Origin of the sequence: Caballeronia sp. BR00000012568055, assembly GCF_029439455.1 — a bacterium.
Lineage (GTDB): Bacteria > Pseudomonadota > Gammaproteobacteria > Burkholderiales > Burkholderiaceae > Caballeronia.
The window spans coordinates 1-20,211 of record NZ_JAQFVG010000004.1 but is presented as its reverse complement, the minus strand read 5'-3'; the positions used below and the strand labels follow the sequence as shown (position 1 = coordinate 20,211).

Here is a 20,211-nt window from a genome sequence, read left to right as displayed (position 1 = left end):
GATGCGATGTATCCGATCGTGTACTTTGATGCGCTGCGCCTGAAGATTCGCGACGACGGTACGGTCAGAAACAAGGCGGTCTATCTGGCGCTGGGCATCCGCGCCGATGGCCGCAAGGAAGTGCTGGGTTTGTGGATCGAGCAAACCGAGGGTGCCAAGTTCTGGCTGAAGATCTTCAACGAGCTGAAGAACCGCGGCCTGCACGACATCCTGATCACGGTGGTCGACGGTTTGCGTGGTTTCCCGACGTGTTATCCAGAAGCCCCGAAACCGTGAACGTGGTGGCCGCGGTGCCCGCTTGCGTGGTCGTGCCGCCGCGATTGATCAAATCGAACGCCGAAAGGGCCAATTGATTGCCCGATATCGAACCTGCATTTGTCAGCGTCGAACCCGCCGATACCGAAACCAGCCCGTTCGCAGCCAGCGTCCCGCTGTTGTACAGCGTCTGCATCGCCCGCGCGATAAGACTCTGCATCGCGGTAATCGAACCGGCATTGGCGAACTGGCCCGCTTGCAGCGTGACAGTGCCATTCCCCGCAATCTGTCCGTTCGATCGGTTGTTGAGCAAACCGCTCGTAGTAATCGAAAGCCCTTGCGCGCCGAGTGAACTGATACGACCGCTCGCGTTATCCAGACTCGAAGCCGATGCGCTCAATGCACCGCCCGCCTGCATCGTCCCGCCCTGATTCGATATCGCTCCGTTGACGTGGGCCGTCAAGGCGCCGTTGGTCGCAATCGTGCCACCGTTATTCGATACGCTGCCCGTCGTAATCGACAGCGCGCCAGTGCCCGAATCCGTGATCTTGCCGTGGTCGTTGATGATCGCGGCGGGCGTGAGCGTCAGGTCTTGCGCGTTGGTCGCGATCGAGCCGTTGGCGTTGTCCAGCGTGTTCGTAACGGCGAGCGTCGTCGCGCCGGTTCCCGTCTGCGTGACGAAGCCAAAATGATTCGTCAGGTTCGATGCCGTGACATCGAGTTGATCGGCTGTGATCGTGCCGTTGCTGTTATCGAGCGTCGCGCCCGCCGCTGCGCTCAACTTGCCGTTCGCCGCAAGCGTGCCCGAATTCGTCAGCGTTTGCGATGCGTTCACCACGAGGTCTTGCACCGCCGTGATCGAACCCGCATTGACGAGTTGCGCGGCTTGAGCAATCACATTGCCGTTGCCGCCGATCGTGCCGCCCTGAGCATTGTTCAGGATACCTACTATATTTAGATTCAGACCATCGGTATTGAGCGAGGCTACATGTCCTGCGCTGTTATCGAAGCTGCCAGCGCGCGTGTCGAGCGCGCTTGCTGCCTGCATTGTGCCGCCCTGATTCTGCACCGCGCCCGCGATGCGCTCCGTCAACGCGCCGCCGGAAATCAACTGCCCGTTTCGGTTCGACAGCGCGCCTGCCGTCACACTTTGCGCGCCACCGGACTTCAAAGCAGCGTTGTCGTTGACAAGCGTGCCCGAAGCGTTCGCCGTGATCGCGCCGCCCGCTGTGGTCGTCGCGCCCGCGAGGTTCATATCGCCCGAAGTGGCCGTCATGGCGAGATCGCTCTTGGCCGTAGTCGAACTGCCCGCAAGATTAATCGACGCCCCTTGCAGCGCCGCGTTGCTTCCCGCCGCATTGCGTCCCGTCGCGTTAATCGCGCCCGTTGCGTCGATCTGCAAGGCCCCGGTTTGCGCGATAGAACCATCGGCATTGATCCCCGCGCCAAGCGTTCCCGTCGATGCAACGCTACCCGCGCTCACGCTCGTATTCTGCTGCGCGGCGAATACGCCGCTATTGGTCAACTTGCCGCTGGTCGTCGCGCTGACATTGCCCTTCGCGTACGTGGCGCCCGTATTGTCGATGCCATCTCGAGCGGTTGCGTTGAGATTGCCACTCGCATTCGTTTGACCCGCTAAAACAAGCATCCCGTTCGACTGAAGCGTGAGATCGCCCGCCTGCGCGGCAAGCACGCCGCGCGTGCTGACGCCAACGCCAAACTCGTTGCTCGCCAGATAAATGCGATCCGCGTACATCCCGCCCAGCTGACTCACATCGATGGCGATTGCAGGCGAGGAACCGTTGCCCGCTATCGGCGTCGCGGCCAGCGTATCGTGATCGACCTGGTTTGCGCCTGCGACGATATTCAGCGTCTTCGCATAAATTGCCGCGTTTGCCTGCACCGCACGCGCGAGCAGATCGACCTGATCGACGTTGCCCGCATTCAGCCCCGCGCCCTGCACGACGATATTGCCGCCATTGACCGTAAAGCCCGCGACATTGCCATTCGCTGCGAAATTCGGCGTGCCCGTTGCCAGCACGGCGCGCGATGTGTTGATGAACCCCGCGCCATCGACCACTAATCCGTTAGGATTCGCAATGATCACCTCGGCCCGCTTGCCCGCGACTTCCACGTACCCGCGCAATTGCGAAGGCGCGTTCGACATGACCTGATTCACGATCACGCGCGCTTCCTGTCCCGGCGTCAGATTCGCGTTGCCGTTGATATACCCAGCCTGCTGCGTCTGAACGATCGTCGGCGAGTTATTGAGAATTGCGCCCTTCGCCGGGACATCGAATTGCGAGTACTTGTTCAGTGAAACGCCCGCGCCAGACGGCCGCGCGATGTTCACCTGATTCAGGCCATTTTGTGTTTGAACGACCTGCGCGCCTGAGCCGGGCGCGGCGACAATCTGCGCAAACGCCGACGCCGACACAGCACCGAACAGCGTGGCCACGCATGTTGCTTTCTTGCGCGCGCCGTTGCCATGCGTACTGGCCGATTCCGCGACGGCGACCATCATGTGCCGCACGCGATTGAAGACCAGTCGAAAACAGCCCTTGTTCATTATTTTTTCTACCGGGAATATGAAGCGAGCCCGGAGAGCGAACAAGCGCATCGATCCGGCGACTCAAAGGAGGCCGGAGATTTTTAAGAATCCTTGCATGAAACAACAGGTAAAAACTCTTAAATGAATGTGAAAGATTCACTTAAGCCGACAAAAAGCAAAACGCCCCGTGAGACTGTAGCGCTCACGGGGCGATTGCTTATCGAACCACGAAACAATCAGTGTCCCACCGGTTCCGTTGACTTCAATTCTGCCGATGACGCCCGTTGTGGATGTGCCGCCTGCTTGATCAGCAACGCCGCCGCCGAAATCAAACCGGCCACCGCAATCGTCGCGAAAATGCCGCCAAACGTGAAATGCTGACGTGTGAGTTCAGCCACGAGAAACGATCCCGCAATTCCGCCGAATCGGCCGATGCCGAGCATCCACGCCACGCCCGTGCCGCGTCCTGCCGTCGGATAGAACGCGGCGGCGAGCGCGGGCATCGACGATTGCGCGGTGTTCATCAGCACGCCTGCCAAGAACACGATCAGCACCAACATGCCGACATTGCCCGCCGCCTGTCCGATGAGGTACACGCTCACCGCCGTCAACGCGTAACACACCGCAATCACGCGATTCGCGTTGAATCGATCCATCAGGACTCCGCACAATACCGCGCCGACACCGCCGAGCGGAAACAGTGCGGAAATCAGCGTAGCGGTCTGCGGCGCGAGACCCGATTCCTTCAGCAGAATCGGCATCCAGTTGATCGATGCGTAGAAAATCACCAGGCCCATGAAATACGCGAGCCACAGCATGACCGAGCCGATCACATACGATTTCGACAGCACCACGCTCATGCCGCTCTGTCCAAGCGCTGCGGGCGCGACTTCGGTCATGAAGAATGAGCCGGCGTTCATGGCTTCCTGCGAGACGCGTGCGAGCGTCTTGCGGATTTTCTCGACCGGCTTCGATTTCGCCACCATGTAGCGCACGGATTCAGGCAGCGTTGCGATGAGCAGCACCGACAACACCAGCGGCGCGATACCGCCGAGCATCAACACGCTGCGCCAGCCAAAGTGCGGAATCACCCATGCCGCGAGAAAGCCGCCGAACGCCGCGCCCAGCGGAAAGCCGCAGAACATCAGATTGATGATGGTCGCGCGGCGATTGTCGGGGCAGAACTCGCTCATCATTGTGACGGCATTCGGCATGGCCGCGCCGAGGCCGAGACCTGTGATGAAACGCAGCGTCGTCAACTGCGTGATGTCGGCCGAAAACGACGAAGCGAGGCACGCAACGCCGAACAGCAAGGTCGATGTGAGCAGCATGGCGCGGCGACCGAGCTTGTCGGAAAGCGGACCGGACAGCAGCGCGCCCGCAGCAAGCCCGAACAAAGCGGCGCTCAGGACTGGCGCAAGTGCAGGCCGGCTGATCTTCCACTCGGCCACCAGCGACGGCGCAATAAACCCGATGGCAGCCGTATCGAAACCGTCCAGCAGCACGATCACGAAGCACATCACGAAGATGAGCCACTGAAACGGCGAAAACGGATGCTCGTTGATGAACGTCTGCACGTTCACAGCAGGACTTCGGCTCACTTCTTCTCCTCACGGTTGTCTTAGCCAATTGTTCGATATGCGAACACGGATTCACATAACGAACAACGAAACTCGCGTGAGAGTACAAATTGACACGATCAGCGTCAACGCGGGCTTACCCGCGTATGACGCTCACCTTTCCTTTTATTGTCGATCAGGCCACGCGTCTCCCTGCGCGATACGTCTCGCGCGGCACCGGTTGTCCATCGAACAAAGCAACGCGGACGAAATCCGCCCGCAGGCCCGCGACAATCGCGCCGCGATCCGTCAGACCCGCCGCATGCGCCGGCGCGTACGAGACCGTCGCCACTGCGCGCGGCAAGGTCCAGCCCGCCTTTGCGACGAGATCGAACACGGCGATCAGCAAGCTCGACGGCACATAGTCCGACGACAGGATATCGAGCAGCCCATCGCGCGCGAGATCGAGCGCCGACACGTTGCCCGAGTGCGAGCCGCCGCGCACCACGTTCGGCGCGCCCATGATCGTTGCGATGCCGTGCTCGCGCGCGGCGCGCGCTGCTTCGAATGTAGTCGGGAATTCAGCGAGCGCAATGCCGTCGCGCGCCGCTTCTTCGACGTGTTCGACCAGCGTATCGTCGTGGCTCGCGAGCGAAATGCCGAGGCCTTTGCATCGCTCGACAATATCGCCACGATGCTTGGTTGCATAGCGCTCCTGATGATCCGACAACTCCGCGAGAATCTTCGACGTGTGTTCATCGGTCCACTTGCCGTGACGCTCCTGATACTTGCGCCATTTCTCGTGATCCTGCCATTGCCGCTGACCCGGCGTGTGATCCATCACGGACGCAAGCTTGAAAAGCGGATGCGTGGATAACGAATCGAATACTTCGACGACATCGGTCGTGCCCACTTCGCAGCGCAGATGCAGAAAGTGATCCGCACGCAACAGCCCGCGTTCCACATACTTGCCGATGGACTGCGCGCAACGCACCTGCAATTCGCGGCCACGCACGCCATCTTCGGGACGCGAGCCGACGCCCAGCGCATCGAACACAGTCGTAATGCCCGCCGATGCCACCTGCGCGTCGTGCACGATGATCGCCGCTTCGTGATTCCACAGCACACCAGGACGCGGCGCGAGATGCTTTTCGATGTTGTCCGTATGCAGTTCTACGAAACCGGGCAGCAGATAATCGCCCTCCCAGTCGATCGCATCGTGCGCGGCCGTGTTGCCCGGCGCAATCTCCGCGATCCGTCCGTCTTCGACACGCACCGTGCCCATGAAGTCTTCGTCGCGCGTGACGATACGCGCATTGGTAATCAGCATGTCTGCAATGCTCCGGATGATTCGTTCGTAGAAACCGTGTCCAGCCGTACGATGCGCGTCGCCACGCGTTCACGCGTGTCTTCATCGTGAAAGATGCCAACGATCGCCGCGCCCGCTTCGCGCGCCTCAACGATTAGTTGTGCGACGATATCGCGATTCTCGGCGTCCAGCGATGCGGTGGGTTCATCGAGCAACAACAGCGGATGTTGCGCGATCAGACCACGCGCGATATTCACACGCTGTTGTTCGCCACCCGAAAACGTCGCGGGCGCGAGCGTCCATAAACGGCGCGGCACGTTGAGGCGTTCGAGCAACGCGGCGGCACGTGTGCGCGCTTCGTCTTCATCGACAGCGCGTGAAATCAGCGGTTCCGCAACGAGATCGAGCGAAGACACACGCGGAATGGCGCGCAAAAATTGGCTAACGTAGCCCATTGTCGTCATGCGAAGCCGGATGATTTCGTGCGGCGCGGCTTCGGTCAGCGAGAGATAACGCGCTTCACGGCTCTCGTCACGAATCAGAATGCTGCCGCGCGTCGCCAGATAATTGCCGTACATGCAGCGCAAAAACGTGCTTTTTCCCGCACCCGATGCACCCGCCAGCACCACACATTCACCACGCTCCACATCGAGCGATACACCCGACAGCGCCGCAATCTGCGCACCGCCCTGCTGATGCAGCGTGAACGTCTTTTCGATACCTTTCGCGCTCAGCATCAGCGCATCGTTACTTAAAAACGAGCTTGTCATATCCATTCACCTCAAACGGGCAGCACGGACGCCACCAGCGTCTGCGTATAAGGATGTTGAGGATCATCCAGAACCTGATCCGTCAGGCCGCTTTCCACCACGCGCCCGTCTTTCATCACCATCAGCCGATGCGCAAGCAATCGCGCCACGCCGATATCATGCGTGACGATCACGGCAGCGAGATGAAGCTTGCTGGTCAGCGTGCGCAACAGATCGAGCAGACGCGCCTGCACGGACACATCGAGACCGGCGGTGGGTTCATCCATGAACACGAGACGCGGACCCGTGACCAGATTGCGCGCAATCTGCAAACGCTGCTGCATGCCGCCCGAAAACGCCGAAGGCAATTCGTCGATACGCGATGCGTCCAGTTCCACGCGGCCCATCCAGTCCGATGCCGTCTCGCGCAGCTTGCCGTAATGGCGCGCGCCGATCGCCATCAGCGGTTCACCAATATTCGCTCCCGCCGATACATTGCGTCGCAATCCATCACGCGCATTCTGATGCACGAAACCCCATTCAGTTCGTGAAAGAAGGCGTTTTCGCGGTTCGTTCAGCGTAAGCAGATCGAGCGATTCTTCTTCGCGCGTCGTATAAGTCAGCGTGCCGCTATCAATCTCGCTGCGCAACGCGAGCGCATTCAGCAAGGTCGATTTCCCCGATCCCGATTCCCCGACGATACACAGCACTTCGCCCGGATACACGTCGAGGTCCACATCGACACATCCGCCGCGGCCGTCGTAACGCTTCGTCAAACGGCTTGCCTTGAGCAATACGTTCATTGCGCGGCCCCCTCGCTTTCATCGCGGCGGCTATGACAGTAATCGCTATCGGAGCAGACGAACATGCGCTTGCCCTCGTCGTCCACGATCATTTCATCGAGAAAACTATCACGCGATCCGCACAGCGCGCACGCATGATCCCACTTCTGCACGCTGAACGGATGATCCTCGAAATCCAGACTTTTCACCTTCGTATAAGGCGGAATCGCGTAAATGCGGCGTTCGCGTCCTGCGCCGAACAACTGCAACGCGGCGTTCATATGCATCTTCGGATTATCGAACTTAGGGATTGGCGAAGGCGACGTGAGATAGCGGTCGTTCACCAGCACCGGATAATCGTACGTGGTCGCAATGCTGCCGTGCTGCACGATATCCTCGTAGTATTTGACATTGATAAGACCGTAGTCCGCGAGCGCGTGGAGCTTCTTGCATTCCATCACGCGCGGTTCGAGCTTGTACAAAGGCTCGGGCATCGGCACCTGATAGACGATGATCTGTTTATCGGTCAGCGGCATCTCCGGAATACGGTGACGCGTCTGCACGATGCTCGCCTCCGCCGTGCGCGTGGTCGTCGCCACACCCGCCGTGCGCGCGAAAAAGCGCCGGATATTGACGGCGTTGGTGGTTTCATCGGACCCCTGATCGATTACTTTCAGGGTATCGTCGGCGCCGATAATCGCGGATGTCACTTGCAATCCACCCGTGCCCCAGCCGTAAGGCAGCGGCATTTCGCGCGATGCGAACGGCACCTGATGCCCCGGCACTGCGACCGCTTTCAACAAGGCGCGGCGGATCATGCGCTTGGTCTGTTCGTCCAGATACGCGAAGTTATAGCCTTCGGTCAGCGCGCTCTCGGCTTCATGCGTGCTCATGCTACGTTCTCCTTCGATTCGGCGTGCGCCTTTCGCAAACGCCGCAGTAACTCGAGTTCCGACTGAAAGTCCACGTAATGCGGCAATTTCAGATGTTGCGTGAAGCCGGACGCTTCCACGTTGTCGCTGTGATACAGCACGAATTCCGCATCCTGCGTCGGCGATTCCACCGATTCCCCCAACTCTTCCGCACGCAAGGCGCGATCCACCAGCGCCATCGCCATGGTCTTGCGTTCGCAGTGTCCGAACGCGAGACCGTAGCCCTGCGTGAACGCGGGCGGCACTTCACCGCTACCGCCGAACTGATTGATCATCTGACATTCGGTGACATTGATATCGCCGATATCGACTGCAAAGCCCAGTTCATCTACGAACATTTCGACCGCGACATCGCCATTGCGGATTTCGCCTGCGAACGGATGCGTGTGTGCATAACCGCGTTGCGTCGCGTAACCGACTGCGAGCAAGAAACCTTCATCGCCACGTGCGAGATTCTGCAAACGGATCGAACGATCGGCAGGAAACGAAAGCGGTTCGCGCGAAAGATCGCCGGGTTCCGGTGCGTTGTCATGCACGCGTTCCTGTTCGATCAGACCTTCTCTGTCGAGCATGGACAGCACGCGCGGCATGGCGCTTTGCTGCGTGTTTTTAGCGCCTGCGATCTCGCCGGGCGCTTCGCCTTCTGCAAGAAGCGTGAAGTCGATCAGGCGTTGCGTGTAATCGTAAGTACCGCCGAGCATCTGCCCGCCGGGAATGTCCTTGAACGCAGCGGAGATGCGACGTTCGACGCACATCGCTTCCGTATCGATCGGCAGCGTATAGCCGAAACGCGGCAGCGTGGTGCGATACGCGCGCAGCAGAAAGATCGCTTCGACGAGATCGCCCGCAGCCTGTTTGATCGCGAGTGCCGCGAGCTCTTCATCGTAGACCGAACCTTCGGTCATCACGCGTGCAACGGCCAGCCGCATTTGCTCGCGAATCTGCGTAACGGAAAGTTCGGGCACGGACGGATCGCCACGGCGCTTTTTCGCCAGCACATCCCATGAACGTTCGATGGCGCGTTCGCCACCCTTGACCGCGACGTACATCAGTTCACCTCCACATGCGTGGTGCGCGGCAAGCCGACAATCGCGCCGCCCGCCACGAAATAGCAATCGATGCCGCAAGGAAATTGCGCAGTAAGCGCCGCACGTTCACGCCAGAATTCACGCGACAAACCCGCAATACGCACCGTACTTTTCTCTTCGATACCGGGACCGGTCCAGTTCAACGCTTCGCCTTCCGTCAAAGAAGGAACGCGGATAAATAGCGTCGCCGCGTCTTCCGGCGTTTCCGGCTCGCCTTGAGAAAAGCCCTGCAAAGAAGGCATATTCGTCGAATCGTCGATATAAACGAACGCGGCTTCGCGTTGCTCGCTTGTCAAGGGCGCGCTGGCATGAAAGCGCAAGGCATCGCCAAACATGCGGTCTTCGCGATGCAGATACACGGGCGTCGAATAATCCGTCAGCGCCAGCAGCGATGCGAAAGCCGCGAGCGGCACGCGTCCCGCGAGTCCATCGCGCATGGCGTGATTGCCGGGCAACGCTGCATCGACCGCGACGATGCTGCCCGGACGCGACAGCGCGTCGAGCAACGCGCGAAACACGCGTTGTGCGTCATGCACCGTGTCGTTGAAACCGGGCACGAGGGTGGTCATGTCGATCGTCATTATTCGCCTCTCACCATCGTGAAGAATTCGACCTTGGTTGCAGCCGCTTCGCCCTGCTTGCGCTGCTTGGCTTCCTCGATGCTCGCAGCCAGCGGTTGGATCACATGTGTCTGCATGCGTGCGTGATGCAGCGGCGATTGCAGCAAGGCATCGGCCAAAGCGGCAAGCCGCGCACGTTCCTTGTCGCGCCCCATATGCACCGCGACGCCGACCGGCGTGCTGCCGTCCGCAAGCGATACGCGCAGCGTGGCGCGCGTCACTGTCACTTCGCCGAGATTGAAGGCATCGCCCGTGCCGCCGATCCGGCCGCGCACCATTGCCAGACCGATATCCGGCGCGCGCAGCCATTCGTATGCAGGCGCTTTGGCGTGATCGAGCGCGACATCCAGCGCGCTTTGCAGCGCCTCGCGCGGTGCGCGGGCCAGCACCGCCATCCAGTTGCGGCGGGCCGTGGATTGCGCCTCGCCTTGCTCCGTTGAAATGCTCATGGCTTTTCCTGAAAGTCCCGATGGTTTCGAGTGAACTGTGCGTATGCTACTCGTGGTTTCATCTGGTCGTCTAGACGTTTGGTCGTGTATGGGGGCTTTCATATTTTCATCACGACTTTGGCACTACAATCGCCAGACGGATATTCAAACCGATGGGAATGACACCAACATGACATCGAACGACAGCGCGGGGCCGGGGCATCCCGTCGAACGCGGCGCGGGGGTGGCGGTATGGCGGCAGATCGAGCAGATTCTGTCGGCAGAAATTGCTGCAAAGAGCTTTGGCGAAGAAGGCCGTTTGCCGAGCGAAGCGGAACTGGCCAAGCGTTTCGACGTGAATCGCCATACGGTGCGCCGCGCCATGCTGCGGCTCGCGGAAACGGGTCTCGTCAGCGTCGAACAAGGACGCGGCACTTTCGTGCAGCCTGGCGCAATCGATTATCAAATTGGCCGGCGCACGCGTTTTACCGAAAATCTGCGCCGTCAGAAGCATTCGACGGCGGGTCTGGTCTTGTCGTCGGAGCGCGTAAAAGCGGACCCGTCCGTTGCAAAAGCACTCGGCGTGCGCGCGGGCACGCTCGTCTATCAGATCGAAACGCGCCACGATTCCGACGGCGTGCCCATGACGTATGCGCGCAACTGGTATCCGGCCGCGCGTTTCAACGACCTGCCCGCCGCCATCGATGCCGCAGGCGGTGTGAGCGCGGCGCTCATCCAATACGGCGTGAAGGATTACACGCGTAAGTGGAGCCGTATCGGCAGCGTGTTGCCTTCGTCGGATGTGGCGCGGCGCTTGCAGATCAATCGCCAGCAGCCTGTTTTATGGGTCGAAAACGTCGATGTCGATGAAGAAGGCGTGCCGATCAAATACGGCATCACGCATTTCGCGGCGGATCGCGTTCAATTGATGGTCGAGCACGATCTATGAGCGGCACGTCACCTCGCATCGCGCTGTATTACGCGCCGCCTGCATCGTCGGCATGGTGGCGCGAAGGCTGCGAATGGCTCGGCCGCGACGCCGAAAACGGCCTTTCGTTCGATACCCCGGCCCACGCCGTCACGCAATCCCCGCGCCGCTACGGCTGGCACGCCACGCTGGTCGCGCCGTTTCAATGCGCACCCGGCGTCACGTTCGACGATGTGCTCGCCGTGTCGCGCGCGTGGGCCAGTTCCATCGCCCGTTTCGACATGCCCGTGCGCGCCGCGGAATTAGGCCGTTTCGTGGCCCTGCGGCCTTCGGACGATGCAGACGATGCCCGCCTTCGATCCATCGCCGCCAGCGCCCTGCAATCGCTTGCCACGCTGCGTCTGATGCCTTCCGCTGCGGATATCGCGCGGCGCGTGAACGAAGGCATGAGCGCGCGGCAAATCGCCTTGCTGCGCGAATGGGGCTATCCGTACGTGCTCGACGAATATCGCTTCCACATGACCCTTTCCGATTCACTCGATCACGCCGACACTCGCGCGTCCATCGTCGGGGAATGGACACAGCGTATCGACACGCTCGGCGCAATGCCCGTGCACGGCGCAGCGCTATTTATCGAAGCGGAACCGGGCGCGCCCTTCACGCTCTGGCAACGCCTTCCGTTCAACAACGCACAGGATGTGGCATGACCCTGCCGGACAGCACGAAACTGATCTATGTCATGGGACCATCGGGCGCGGGCAAGGACTCGTTGCTCGGCTACGCGCGCGAACGCGTGGGCGCTCAGGTGATGTTCGCGCATCGCTATATCACGCGTGCGGTGGCGGATGGCGAGAATCACATCGCGCTCTCGCACGATGAATTCGCGTCGCGTTTGTCATACGGCCTCTTTGCGATGCATTGGGAAAGTCTCGGGCTGCGCTATGGCATCGGTATCGAACTGGATGCGTGGCTGGCGCGCGGCATGCCCGTGGTGGTGAACGGCTCGCGTCAGCATGCGGAAAGCGCGCTGGAACGCTATCCGCAAGCACGTTTCGTTCATATCGATGCCGCGCCTTCCGTGCTCGCGGCACGCCTCGCGCGTCGCGGCCGAGAAGATGCGCGGCAGATCGAAGCGCGTCTGGCGCGCAGGCCCGCGTTCGAGTTGCCATCGCATGCGCGCGTGGTGCGGATCGACAATTCGGGCTTGTTGTCGGAAGCGGGATTGCAACTGCTGGATATTCTCAGCGGCAAATAAAAAAAGCGCTCGTTCTTGATGAAGAACGAGCGCCTCAGCAACTAGCAGAATAAGCCTTAAATCACGCGCTCCCGCACCCAGCCGGAAGCCAGATCGATCAGCGAAACAATCACGATCACAATGATCATCACCGCCGCCGTCTGCGCATAATTGAACGAGCGGATTGCTTCATACAGCACCACGCCGATTCCGCCCGCGCCGACCATGCCGACTACCATCGCCGAACGCACATTCGATTCGAAGCGATAGAGTGCGAACGAAATCCACAGCGGCAAGACTTGCGGCAACACGCCATAAACGATTTCATCGAGACTGCTTGCGCCGGTTGCACGCACGCCTTCAGCTGGACGCGAATCCACTGCTTCGACGGCTTCGGCAAAGAGCTTGGCGAGCACGCCCGTGGTATGCACCCACAAGGCCAACACGCCCGCGAACGGCCCCAATCCCACCGCGACGATAAACAGCATCGCAAAGACCATTTCGTTGATGGCGCGGCACGCATCCATCAAACGGCGCACGGGCTGCGAGATCCACACCGGCGCGATGTTCTGCGCCGACAGCAAGCCACACGGCACCGCGCAGATGAGCGCGAGCGCCGTGCCCCACACCGCGACCGCCAGCGTCACGATCATCTCGTGTGCATACGTGCGCCACTCGGTGAAATCGGGCGGAAAGAAGTCGCGCGCGAACTGACTCATATTGCCCGATGCGCCGAGCAAATCGAGCGGCCGCATATCCGCGCTATGCCACGACAAACCGAGCACGGCAATCAGCACGATCCAGCCCAGCATCGACATCCAGCTACGCTTCTTCGCAAGCGTGGAATGCGGCCGGCTCACGTCGGCCTCGAACGTGGTGACGTCGGGCGGCTTCATTTACTTCGCCGCCGCAGTGTCGAGCGCGGCGATCTTCTGATCGAGCGCGGCAATCTGCGCTTTCTTGTCGGCGTCGTCCATATGCGCATCGTTTTGTACTTGCTGCTTCTTCTGGAACAGCGCCATCTGACGGATCGGAACGAGTTGTGCATCGGATGAATCGGCGAAGCCCGAATAGCCGGAGATCGCGTGCATCACTTCTTGCTCGTGCGGGTCTTTTTGCGCGTAGTGATCGAAGAAATTGCGCAGCTTGTCCTTGGTTGCCTGCGGCAAATCACGACGCCACACCAGCGGATCCGACGGAATCAGCGGCGACTTCCACAGCACGCGCACCTTCGGATATAGCTCCGGATGCTGCGTCTTGATGGTGTCGAGCATATCGGTGTTATTGGTCGCGACATCGATCTTGTCGTTCACCACAGCGAGCATGTTCGCTTCGTGGCTGGACGGCAGCACGCTCTTGAACGCCGTCTTCACGTTGATGCCATTCTTCGCGAACAGATAGTACGAAGGCACCAGCGTGCCCGACGTGGAATTCGGATCGCCAAACCCAAGGTTGATATCCTTAGTATTCTTTAATACCTGATCGATCGACGTCCACTTGCTGTTCGCGTTCGTGATCAACACCGAGTAGTAGCCCGCTTCGCCGCTCTTGTACTTCACCTTCGCAAAAACTTCGCCGTTGCTGCGATCCACCGCTTCGATCGCCGATGCATTGCCGAAGAAGCCGATCTGCACTTTATTGAAGCGCATTGCTTCGATAATGCCCGCGTAATCCGTGGCGAAATAAGCCTTTACCTCGAGACCGGTTTGCTTGTTGAGATCGTCAATCAGCGGTTGCCAGCGTTGCTTGAGCGCCGACGACGAATCGGTCGAAATAATGCCGAAGCTGATTGTTTCGGCAAATGCGCTGTGACTCAGAAAGCATGACGCGAGCGCAGCGCCAGCCAGAAATAAACGGGCCGTTTTCATGATTAATTCCAGGTTGATGGGTTCAGGTACTTGCGGCTGAAGCCACGGATGCGAAGGCGCTTGCAGGCTCGCGAATAAGGGTTTTCGGCGCGTCCGGCGCGAGCAATTCGCTGGCGGATGTGCCGTAAAGCTCGTGCAAGACAGCGGGCGTGAGACGTTCGGATGCGCCATCGAACACGACGCGGCCATCGCGCAATGCAACGGTGCGCGCGCAATACTTCATCGCGATATCGATCTGATGCAGCGACACGATCACCGTGAGCTTGTGTTCGCGGTTGAGCGTCTGCATCAGTTCCATCACGCGCCGCGCGGATTCGGGATCGAGCGAAGCGATCGGTTCATCGGCCAATACGATGCGCGCGCGTTGCACCAGTGCACGCGCCAGCGCCGCGCGCTGCTGCTGCCCGCCCGACAAGTTGCTCGCACGCTCGTTCGCATGTTCGCCGATACCCATCGACGTCAGCGAATTCAGCGCCAGCGTGCGCTCCTCGCGCGGAAAATGGCCGCTTAAGCGACGCCACAAAGACACGCGCGAAAGCGCACCGATCAGCACATTGGTCAGCACCGACAGCCGGCCGACCAGATTGAATTGCTGAAACACGAATGCCACATCGCGGCGAATCGAACGCACTTCGCGCACGATCTTGCCGTTCTGCTGAATCGGACGGCCGAGCAGCGTGATATGCGACGGTGCGGGGTCGGATGCGGTAAAGCCCGCTATATGACGAAGCAGTGTCGATTTACCCGAACCCGACGCACCGATCAGCGCGACCATTTCGCCCTCCTGCACGCGCAGATCGACACTGTCGAGCGCTTTGCGGCCGTTCCTGAACGTCTTCGAGAGACGCTCGATGCGAATTGCGTCCATTTGCTTTGGCTTCCTTGATCGGCGAGATGAAACGTGTGGGAGATTCTAGGAAGCGCATGTGACGAGACAGTGACGATGGGGCGACGTCTAGATGACTACATAAATTTTGGTTTGAGACGATTGAGCAGGAAATCGAGCAGCACGAGCATTCATCTTTCTGACAGCGTGTTTCATGATGTTCCCGTGATTAATGCTCTGGACGATGTCATGAACACTCTGCATACGGATGTCGCTGTGATCGGCGCTGGCAGCGCGGGACTCTCCGCGTATCGCGCGGCGAAGGCGGCGGGTGCTTCGGCTGTGTTGATCGAAGGCGGTGCGCACGGCACCACGTGTGCGCGTGTCGGCTGTATGCCGTCGAAGCTGTTGATCGCGGCAGCGGATGCGGCGTATCACGCCACGCATGGAGAACCATTCGGTATCCATATCGATGGTAACGTGCGGATCGATGGACGTGAAGTGATGGCGCGTGTGAGACGTGAGCGCGATCGTTTCGTCGGCTTCGTCGTCGATGGCGTGAATGCGATCCCCGCGCAAGACAAGCTCACTGGCTATGCGCGTTTTATCGACGACAATCTGCTGCAAGTGGACGAGCATACGAAAGTGCATGCGCGCAGCATCGTAATCGCAACGGGTTCGTCGCCGCATATGCCCGCGATGTATCTTGCGTTGGGGAATCGCGCGATCGTGAACGACGATGTGTTCGACTGGCAGGATTTGCCGAAGCGCGTAGCCGTGATCGGTGCAGGCGTGATCGGACTGGAACTCGGGCAAGCGTTGTCACGACTCGGCGTACGCGTGTCCGTGCTCGGCGTGCGAGGCCGCGTCGGCGCATTGAGCGATCCTTCCATCCGCGATTATGCAGAACGCACCTTCAAGCACGCGTTTCACTTCGAGGCGCGCGCACATGTCGAAGCCGCAACACGCGAAGGCGATGAAGTGCATCTGCGCTACGTGTCCGATGCGGGCGAATTGATCGAAGAGACCGTGGATTACGTGCTCGTTGCAGCGGGCCGCAAGCCGAACGTCGGACGTCTCGACTTGCACAACACCTCGCTTCAACTCGATGCAAACGGTCTGCCCAACTACGATGCACTGACGCTTCAGGCAGGCACGCATCCCGTCTTTATCGCCGGCGATGCAAACGGCGTGCTGCCCTTATTGCACGAAGCCGCCGATGAAGGCCGCACAGCAGGCGTGAACGCGGCGCGCTATCCGCAAGTCGAAAAGCTCGAACGGCGCGCGCCGATCGCCATCGCATTTACGGAACCAGGCATCGCGATGGTCGGCGCACGTCATGCGGATCTCATCGAAGGCACGTATGTCACCGGCGAAGTGAGTTTCGAAGATCAGGGACGCAGCCGCGTGATGCTGCGCAATCGCGGCCTAATGCAGGTGTATGCGGATCGCGCGACACGTCGCTTTCTTGGTGCGGAATTTATCGCGCCGGATGCGGAGCATATGGCGCATTTGCTCGCATGGGCCTTGCAAATGAAGCTTACCGTTGACGAGATGCTGCGTATGCCCTTCTATCATCCGGTGGTCGAAGAAGGACTACGCACCGCGTTGCGCGATGCATCGAATAAATTGGCTTGAACCTTCAGCCTTCGAGAAACCACGTTCCTGCACATTGCTCGCGGATAAAATCCGCGAGCAATTTCACGCGCGCCACATCGCGTGTTTCTGCGAGCGTCACAAGCCAGTAAGAACGCGCCAATGCAATTTCATCGGCAAACAAGCGCACAAGATTCGCATCCGTACGCGCGATGAAACACGGCAACACGCCCAGGCCCACTCCGCCCGAGACGGCCGCCGCCTGACTGATTACGTTAGAAATCCGAATTGTCGGCACGAGTGTGTTCGATATCTGCGGCAAGTAGTTCAACTCCGCCGACCACATCTGATCTTCGACATAGCCGACCCACGGATGCGTCAGCAAATCACGCCGCGTCGCAATACGCCGATGCGTGGCCAGATAATCGCGGGACGCATACACGCCCAGCGCGTAATCCGTGAGCCTGTGCGCGTAGACACGTCCTTGCGCGGGCCGCGTCATGCTCACGGCAAGATCGGCCTCGCGCTTGGACAGACTGAACATACGCGGATTCGCAATCAATTCGATTTCCAGATTCGGATGCGCCACCGATAGCTGCGCAATCCGCGGCGCCAGGAAATACGTGCCGAATCCCTCGGGCGTGCCGATGCGCACCGTGCCCGTCAATCCGATCGACGCATCTTCCAGCCGATGCCGCATGCGCAAAGCAAGACTCTCCATGCTTTCCGCATCGCTCAATACGCGCTCGCCTTCGGGCGTCAGGACAAACCCTAGTGAACTGCGATCGAACAGCTTTACGCCAAGCGATGCTTCGAGCGCCGCAACGCGCCGGCTCAAGGTCGAATGATCCACGCCCATCTGCTGCGCGGCCACGGTGAGCCTGCCCGCGCGGGAAATCGCGAGGAATGCCTGAATGTCGTCCCAGTCGAAGCCACGCATGGGGATTTGTGCACAGAGCGATTGTGGTTTTGCCCATTCTATTGCAAGAACCTCGCTGCTATCTTTTCGCTCAACCCTTGCAAACATAGGGCTGAACGAGTGCCACGCTGCATTCGTCATGACATTCAGTGAAAACACGGAGACAAACAGCATGTCCCTTATCGCGAAACTCAAGGCTCGCGCGCAGGAAGGCAAACCCGTGAAGGTGGGCCTGATCGGCGCGGGCAAATTCGGTTCGATGTACCTCTCGCAAGCACCGCGCACGCCGGGCATTCATCTGGTCGGCGTGGCGGATTTGTCACCGGATCGTGCGCGGGCATCGCTCAAACGCGTGGGCTGGGAAGAAGCGCGTTATTCCGCTGCTTCGTGGAACGAAGCAATCAGCAACGGCTCGACCTATATCACCGACGACGCCGATGCGATGATCGCCAGCGACCACGTCGATATCGTGATCGATGCAACCGGCAGTCCTGCTGCGGGCATTCATCATGCGTTGCTGTGCTGCAAGCATCGCAAACATATCGTCATGGTAAACGTGGAAGCCGACGTGCTCGCGGGACCGTTACTCGCGCGGCGTGCGCAAGAGGCAGGCATCATTTATTCGATGGCTTCGGGCGATCAACCTGCGCTGATTGCGGAGATCGTGGATTGGGCGCGCACCATCGGTATGGAGGTGATTTGCGCGGGCAAGGGCACAAAGTATCTGCCGGTCTATCATCAATCGACGCCGGATACCGTATGGAGCTATTACGGCTTCACGGAAGAGCAAGTCGGCTCGGGCGACTTCAACGCGCAGATGTTCAACTCGTTTCTGGATGGCACCAAATCCGCGCTTGAAATGGCCGCTGTGTCGAATGCTTGCGATCTGCGTCCGCCATCCGATGGCCTGGCGTTTCCCGCTTGCGGTGTCGATGATCTGCCGCAGTTGCTCAAGCCCGCGTCCGAAGGTGGCATCCTGCCGCATCGGGGCAGCGTGGAAGTGGTGTCGTCGCTCGAACGCGATGCACGTCCCGTGTTCCGCGATCTGCGCTGGGGCGTCTACGCCGTCTTCGAAGCGCCGACCGATTACGTGCGCGACTGCTTCGCACAATATGGCCTGAAAACAGACTCTTCCGGCCGTTTCGCTGCGATGTACAAGCCGTATCATTTGATCGGCCTGGAACTCGGTGTATCGATTGCGAGCATTGCGGTGCGTGGCGAAGCGACGGGCGCGACCACCGGCTTTCACGGCGATGTCGCCGCCACCGCGAAACGCGATCTGCGTCCCGGCGAAAAGCTCGATGGCGAAGGTGGCCACACGGTGTACGGCAAACTCATGCCCGCCGCCGACTCGCTGATTCAGGGCGCGTTGCCGATCGGCCTTGCACACAACATGGTCTTGCAGCGCCCCGTTGCAGCAGGCCAACCCGTGCGCTGGAGCGACGTCGCCTTCGATGCGAACAAGGAAGCCGTGCGCGTACGCCGCGAAATGGAAGACCTGTTCCGTGCGGAATTGAAGCTGGAGGTCCCGACTCACAAGCTCGCAAGCTAAAACGTTTATATCGATCCCCAAGCGCGCCCGGCCCTCAAAATGGTCCGGGCGCTTCGCACTCTCAACGCCCGACAAAGGGCGACGGAGGAGACATGAGTCAAATCAGCGAAACCCTGGGCGTGCCCCAGTCCGGCACGGCGGATGTCTATCGCAAGATCACGTGGCGCATCATGCCGTTTATCGTGCTCTGCTATCTATGCAACTATCTCGACCGCGTGAACGTCGGCTTCGCCAAGTTGCAGATGCTGTCCGATCTCGGCTTTTCCGATGCCATCTACGGTCTCGGCGCGGGCATCTTCTTTATCGGATATTTTATCTTCGAAGTCCCAAGTAATTTGATTCTGCATCGCGTTGGGGCGAGGCGCTGGATCGCGCGCATCATGATTACGTGGGCGATCGTGTCGGCGCTTACGCTGGTGGTGAAGACACCGTTTCAGTTCTATGTCGTGCGCTTTATGCTTGGCGTCGCGGAAGCGGGATTTTCGCCGGGCATCATGCTGTATCTGACGTACTGGTTCCCCGCTAAAAAGCGCGGCTTTGCGTATGGCGTGTATTACATCGCCATACCGCTGGCGGGAATCGTGGGCGGTCCGTTGTCGGGCTGGATTCTCTCGGCATTCAAGCACTCGAGCGTCATGGCCGCGTGGCAATGGCTGTTCCTGATCGAAGCCATTCCAGCACTTATCGTAGGCTTCGCCGTCCTGTGGATGATGGTCGATAAACCCAGTCAGGCAAAGTGGCTCACCGACGATGAAAAGCGCCTCGTCACGCATGCCGTCGAGCGCGAAGAAGCGGACAAGACCGCGCATCACGATGCACGCGCCTTCCTCTCCGATCGCAATATCTGGAAGCTGGCAGGCGTGTATTTCTGCCAGATCATCGGGTTGTATGGCATCAGCTTCTGGCTGCCGTCGATCATCAAGGACAGCGGACTGACGAACGTCGAAATGATCGGCTGGTTATCGGCCATTCCTTATGTCGTGGCGATTCCCGCCATCGTGCTCACCGGTATGAG

The 20,211-nt window shown here is 59.8% G+C and carries 19 protein-coding genes and 1 pseudogene; 7 read left to right on the top strand and 13 right to left on the bottom strand.

The genetic code is table 11. The features are described 5' to 3' along the window. Positions 1 to 246: pseudogene (locus tag P7F28_RS00715) on the top strand (transposase); the annotation flags it as partial. Here the strand turns inward: P7F28_RS00715 and P7F28_RS00710 are convergent. The 9 genes from P7F28_RS00710 to phnG all read right to left on the bottom strand — a co-directional run bounded on the left by P7F28_RS00710 (position 215) and on the right by phnG (position 10,294). After that, on the bottom strand, positions 215 to 2,824 hold the full coding sequence (locus P7F28_RS00710) for a filamentous hemagglutinin N-terminal domain-containing protein (protein WP_277182423.1): 2,610 nt from the start codon (positions 2,822 to 2,824) through the stop codon (positions 215 to 217). The pseudogene P7F28_RS00715 and the gene P7F28_RS00710 overlap by 32 nt on opposite strands. A 218-nt stretch (positions 2,825 to 3,042) precedes the next feature. Further along, positions 3,043 to 4,407, bottom strand: a complete 1,365-nt coding sequence (locus tag P7F28_RS00705; RefSeq protein WP_277182422.1) for an MFS transporter — start codon at positions 4,405 to 4,407, stop codon at positions 3,043 to 3,045. A 154-nt stretch (positions 4,408 to 4,561) separates the two neighbouring features. Then, on the bottom strand, positions 4,562 to 5,695 hold the full coding sequence (locus tag P7F28_RS00700) for an alpha-D-ribose 1-methylphosphonate 5-triphosphate diphosphatase (protein ID WP_277182421.1): 1,134 nt from the start codon (positions 5,693 to 5,695) through the stop codon (positions 4,562 to 4,564). After that, entirely contained in the window at positions 5,689 to 6,411 is a 723-nt protein-coding gene (gene phnL, locus P7F28_RS00695) for a phosphonate C-P lyase system protein PhnL (protein WP_370467201.1), read from the bottom strand. Before phnL ends, P7F28_RS00700 begins: the two co-directional genes overlap by 7 nt. 44 nt (positions 6,412 to 6,455) lie before the next feature. Next, complete coding sequence (gene phnK, locus P7F28_RS00690) at positions 6,456 to 7,226, bottom strand: phosphonate C-P lyase system protein PhnK (RefSeq protein ID WP_277182419.1); 771 nt, start codon at positions 7,224 to 7,226, stop codon at positions 6,456 to 6,458. Next, positions 7,223 to 8,098 carry an alpha-D-ribose 1-methylphosphonate 5-phosphate C-P-lyase PhnJ gene (locus P7F28_RS00685; protein ID WP_277182417.1) on the bottom strand — a complete coding sequence of 292 codons (876 nt, stop codon included), beginning with the start codon at positions 8,096 to 8,098 and terminating at the stop codon, positions 7,223 to 7,225. Before P7F28_RS00685 ends, phnK begins: the two co-directional genes overlap by 4 nt. Next, positions 8,095 to 9,186, bottom strand: a complete 1,092-nt coding sequence (locus tag P7F28_RS00680) for a carbon-phosphorus lyase complex subunit PhnI (protein ID WP_277182415.1) — start codon at positions 9,184 to 9,186, stop codon at positions 8,095 to 8,097. The genes P7F28_RS00685 and P7F28_RS00680 overlap by 4 nt, the downstream gene beginning before the upstream one ends. Continuing rightward, complete coding sequence (gene phnH / locus P7F28_RS00675) at positions 9,186 to 9,794, bottom strand: phosphonate C-P lyase system protein PhnH (protein ID WP_277182413.1); 609 nt, start codon at positions 9,792 to 9,794, stop codon at positions 9,186 to 9,188. Before phnH ends, P7F28_RS00680 begins: the two co-directional genes overlap by 1 nt. Before the next feature lie 11 nt (positions 9,795 to 9,805). Next, positions 9,806 to 10,294: a phosphonate C-P lyase system protein PhnG gene (gene phnG / locus P7F28_RS00670; RefSeq protein WP_277182412.1), complete on the bottom strand. Its 489-nt coding sequence runs from the start codon at positions 10,292 to 10,294 to the stop codon at positions 9,806 to 9,808. 169 nt (positions 10,295 to 10,463) lie between these two features. Between phnG and phnF the strand changes: the two genes are divergently transcribed. From phnF to phnN, 3 genes are read left to right on the top strand one after another with little or no spacing between them, the layout of a single operon-like run. Further along, the gene (gene phnF, locus P7F28_RS00665; RefSeq protein WP_277182409.1) at positions 10,464 to 11,222 is read left to right on the top strand and encodes a phosphonate metabolism transcriptional regulator PhnF; all 759 of its coding nucleotides are present in this window, start codon (positions 10,464 to 10,466) and stop codon (positions 11,220 to 11,222) included. Next, entirely contained in the window at positions 11,219 to 11,908 is a 690-nt protein-coding gene (locus P7F28_RS00660) for a DUF1045 domain-containing protein (RefSeq protein WP_277182406.1), read from the top strand. The genes phnF and P7F28_RS00660 overlap by 4 nt, the downstream gene beginning before the upstream one ends. Further along, the gene (gene phnN / locus P7F28_RS00655) at positions 11,905 to 12,456 is read left to right on the top strand and encodes a phosphonate metabolism protein/1,5-bisphosphokinase (PRPP-forming) PhnN (protein WP_277182404.1); all 552 of its coding nucleotides are present in this window, start codon (positions 11,905 to 11,907) and stop codon (positions 12,454 to 12,456) included. Before P7F28_RS00660 ends, phnN begins: the two co-directional genes overlap by 4 nt. A 56-nt stretch (positions 12,457 to 12,512) precedes the next feature. Here the strand turns inward: phnN and phnE are convergent, their stop codons facing one another. From phnE to phnC, 3 genes are all read right to left on the bottom strand, one after another. Further along, positions 12,513 to 13,253: a phosphonate ABC transporter, permease protein PhnE gene (phnE, locus tag P7F28_RS00650; protein ID WP_277182424.1), complete on the bottom strand. Its 741-nt coding sequence runs from the start codon at positions 13,251 to 13,253 to the stop codon at positions 12,513 to 12,515. A gap of 78 nt (positions 13,254 to 13,331) precedes the next feature. Continuing rightward, entirely contained in the window at positions 13,332 to 14,303 is a 972-nt protein-coding gene (gene phnD / locus P7F28_RS00645) for a phosphonate ABC transporter substrate-binding protein (RefSeq protein WP_277182402.1), read from the bottom strand. Between the two features lie 22 nt (positions 14,304 to 14,325). Beyond that, positions 14,326 to 15,171, bottom strand: coding sequence for a phosphonate ABC transporter ATP-binding protein (gene phnC / locus P7F28_RS00640; RefSeq protein ID WP_277182400.1), 846 nt, complete (start codon positions 15,169 to 15,171; stop codon positions 14,326 to 14,328). Positions 15,172 to 15,378: 207 nt separating this feature from the next. Here phnC and P7F28_RS00635 point away from each other — a divergent pair, with 207 nt between their 5' ends. Further along, positions 15,379 to 16,767 (top strand): dihydrolipoyl dehydrogenase, encoded by a 1,389-nt coding sequence (locus P7F28_RS00635; protein ID WP_277182398.1) that lies wholly within the window; start codon positions 15,379 to 15,381, stop codon positions 16,765 to 16,767. Positions 16,768 to 16,771: 4 nt separating this feature from the next. Here P7F28_RS00635 and P7F28_RS00630 read toward each other — a convergent pair whose 3' ends face one another. Beyond that, on the bottom strand, positions 16,772 to 17,665 hold the full coding sequence (locus tag P7F28_RS00630; protein ID WP_277182396.1) for a LysR family transcriptional regulator: 894 nt from the start codon (positions 17,663 to 17,665) through the stop codon (positions 16,772 to 16,774). Positions 17,666 to 17,816: 151 nt separating this feature from the next. Between P7F28_RS00630 and P7F28_RS00625 the strand changes: the two genes are divergently transcribed. Together P7F28_RS00625 and P7F28_RS00620 are read left to right on the top strand one after the other, a co-directional pair. Next, positions 17,817 to 19,196, top strand: a complete 1,380-nt coding sequence (locus tag P7F28_RS00625) for an NAD(P)H-dependent oxidoreductase (protein ID WP_277182395.1) — start codon at positions 17,817 to 17,819, stop codon at positions 19,194 to 19,196. Positions 19,197 to 19,288: 92 nt separating this feature from the next. Further along, a partial coding sequence (locus P7F28_RS00620; protein WP_277182393.1) for an MFS transporter occupies positions 19,289 to 20,211 on the top strand: 923 nt, incomplete at its 3' end.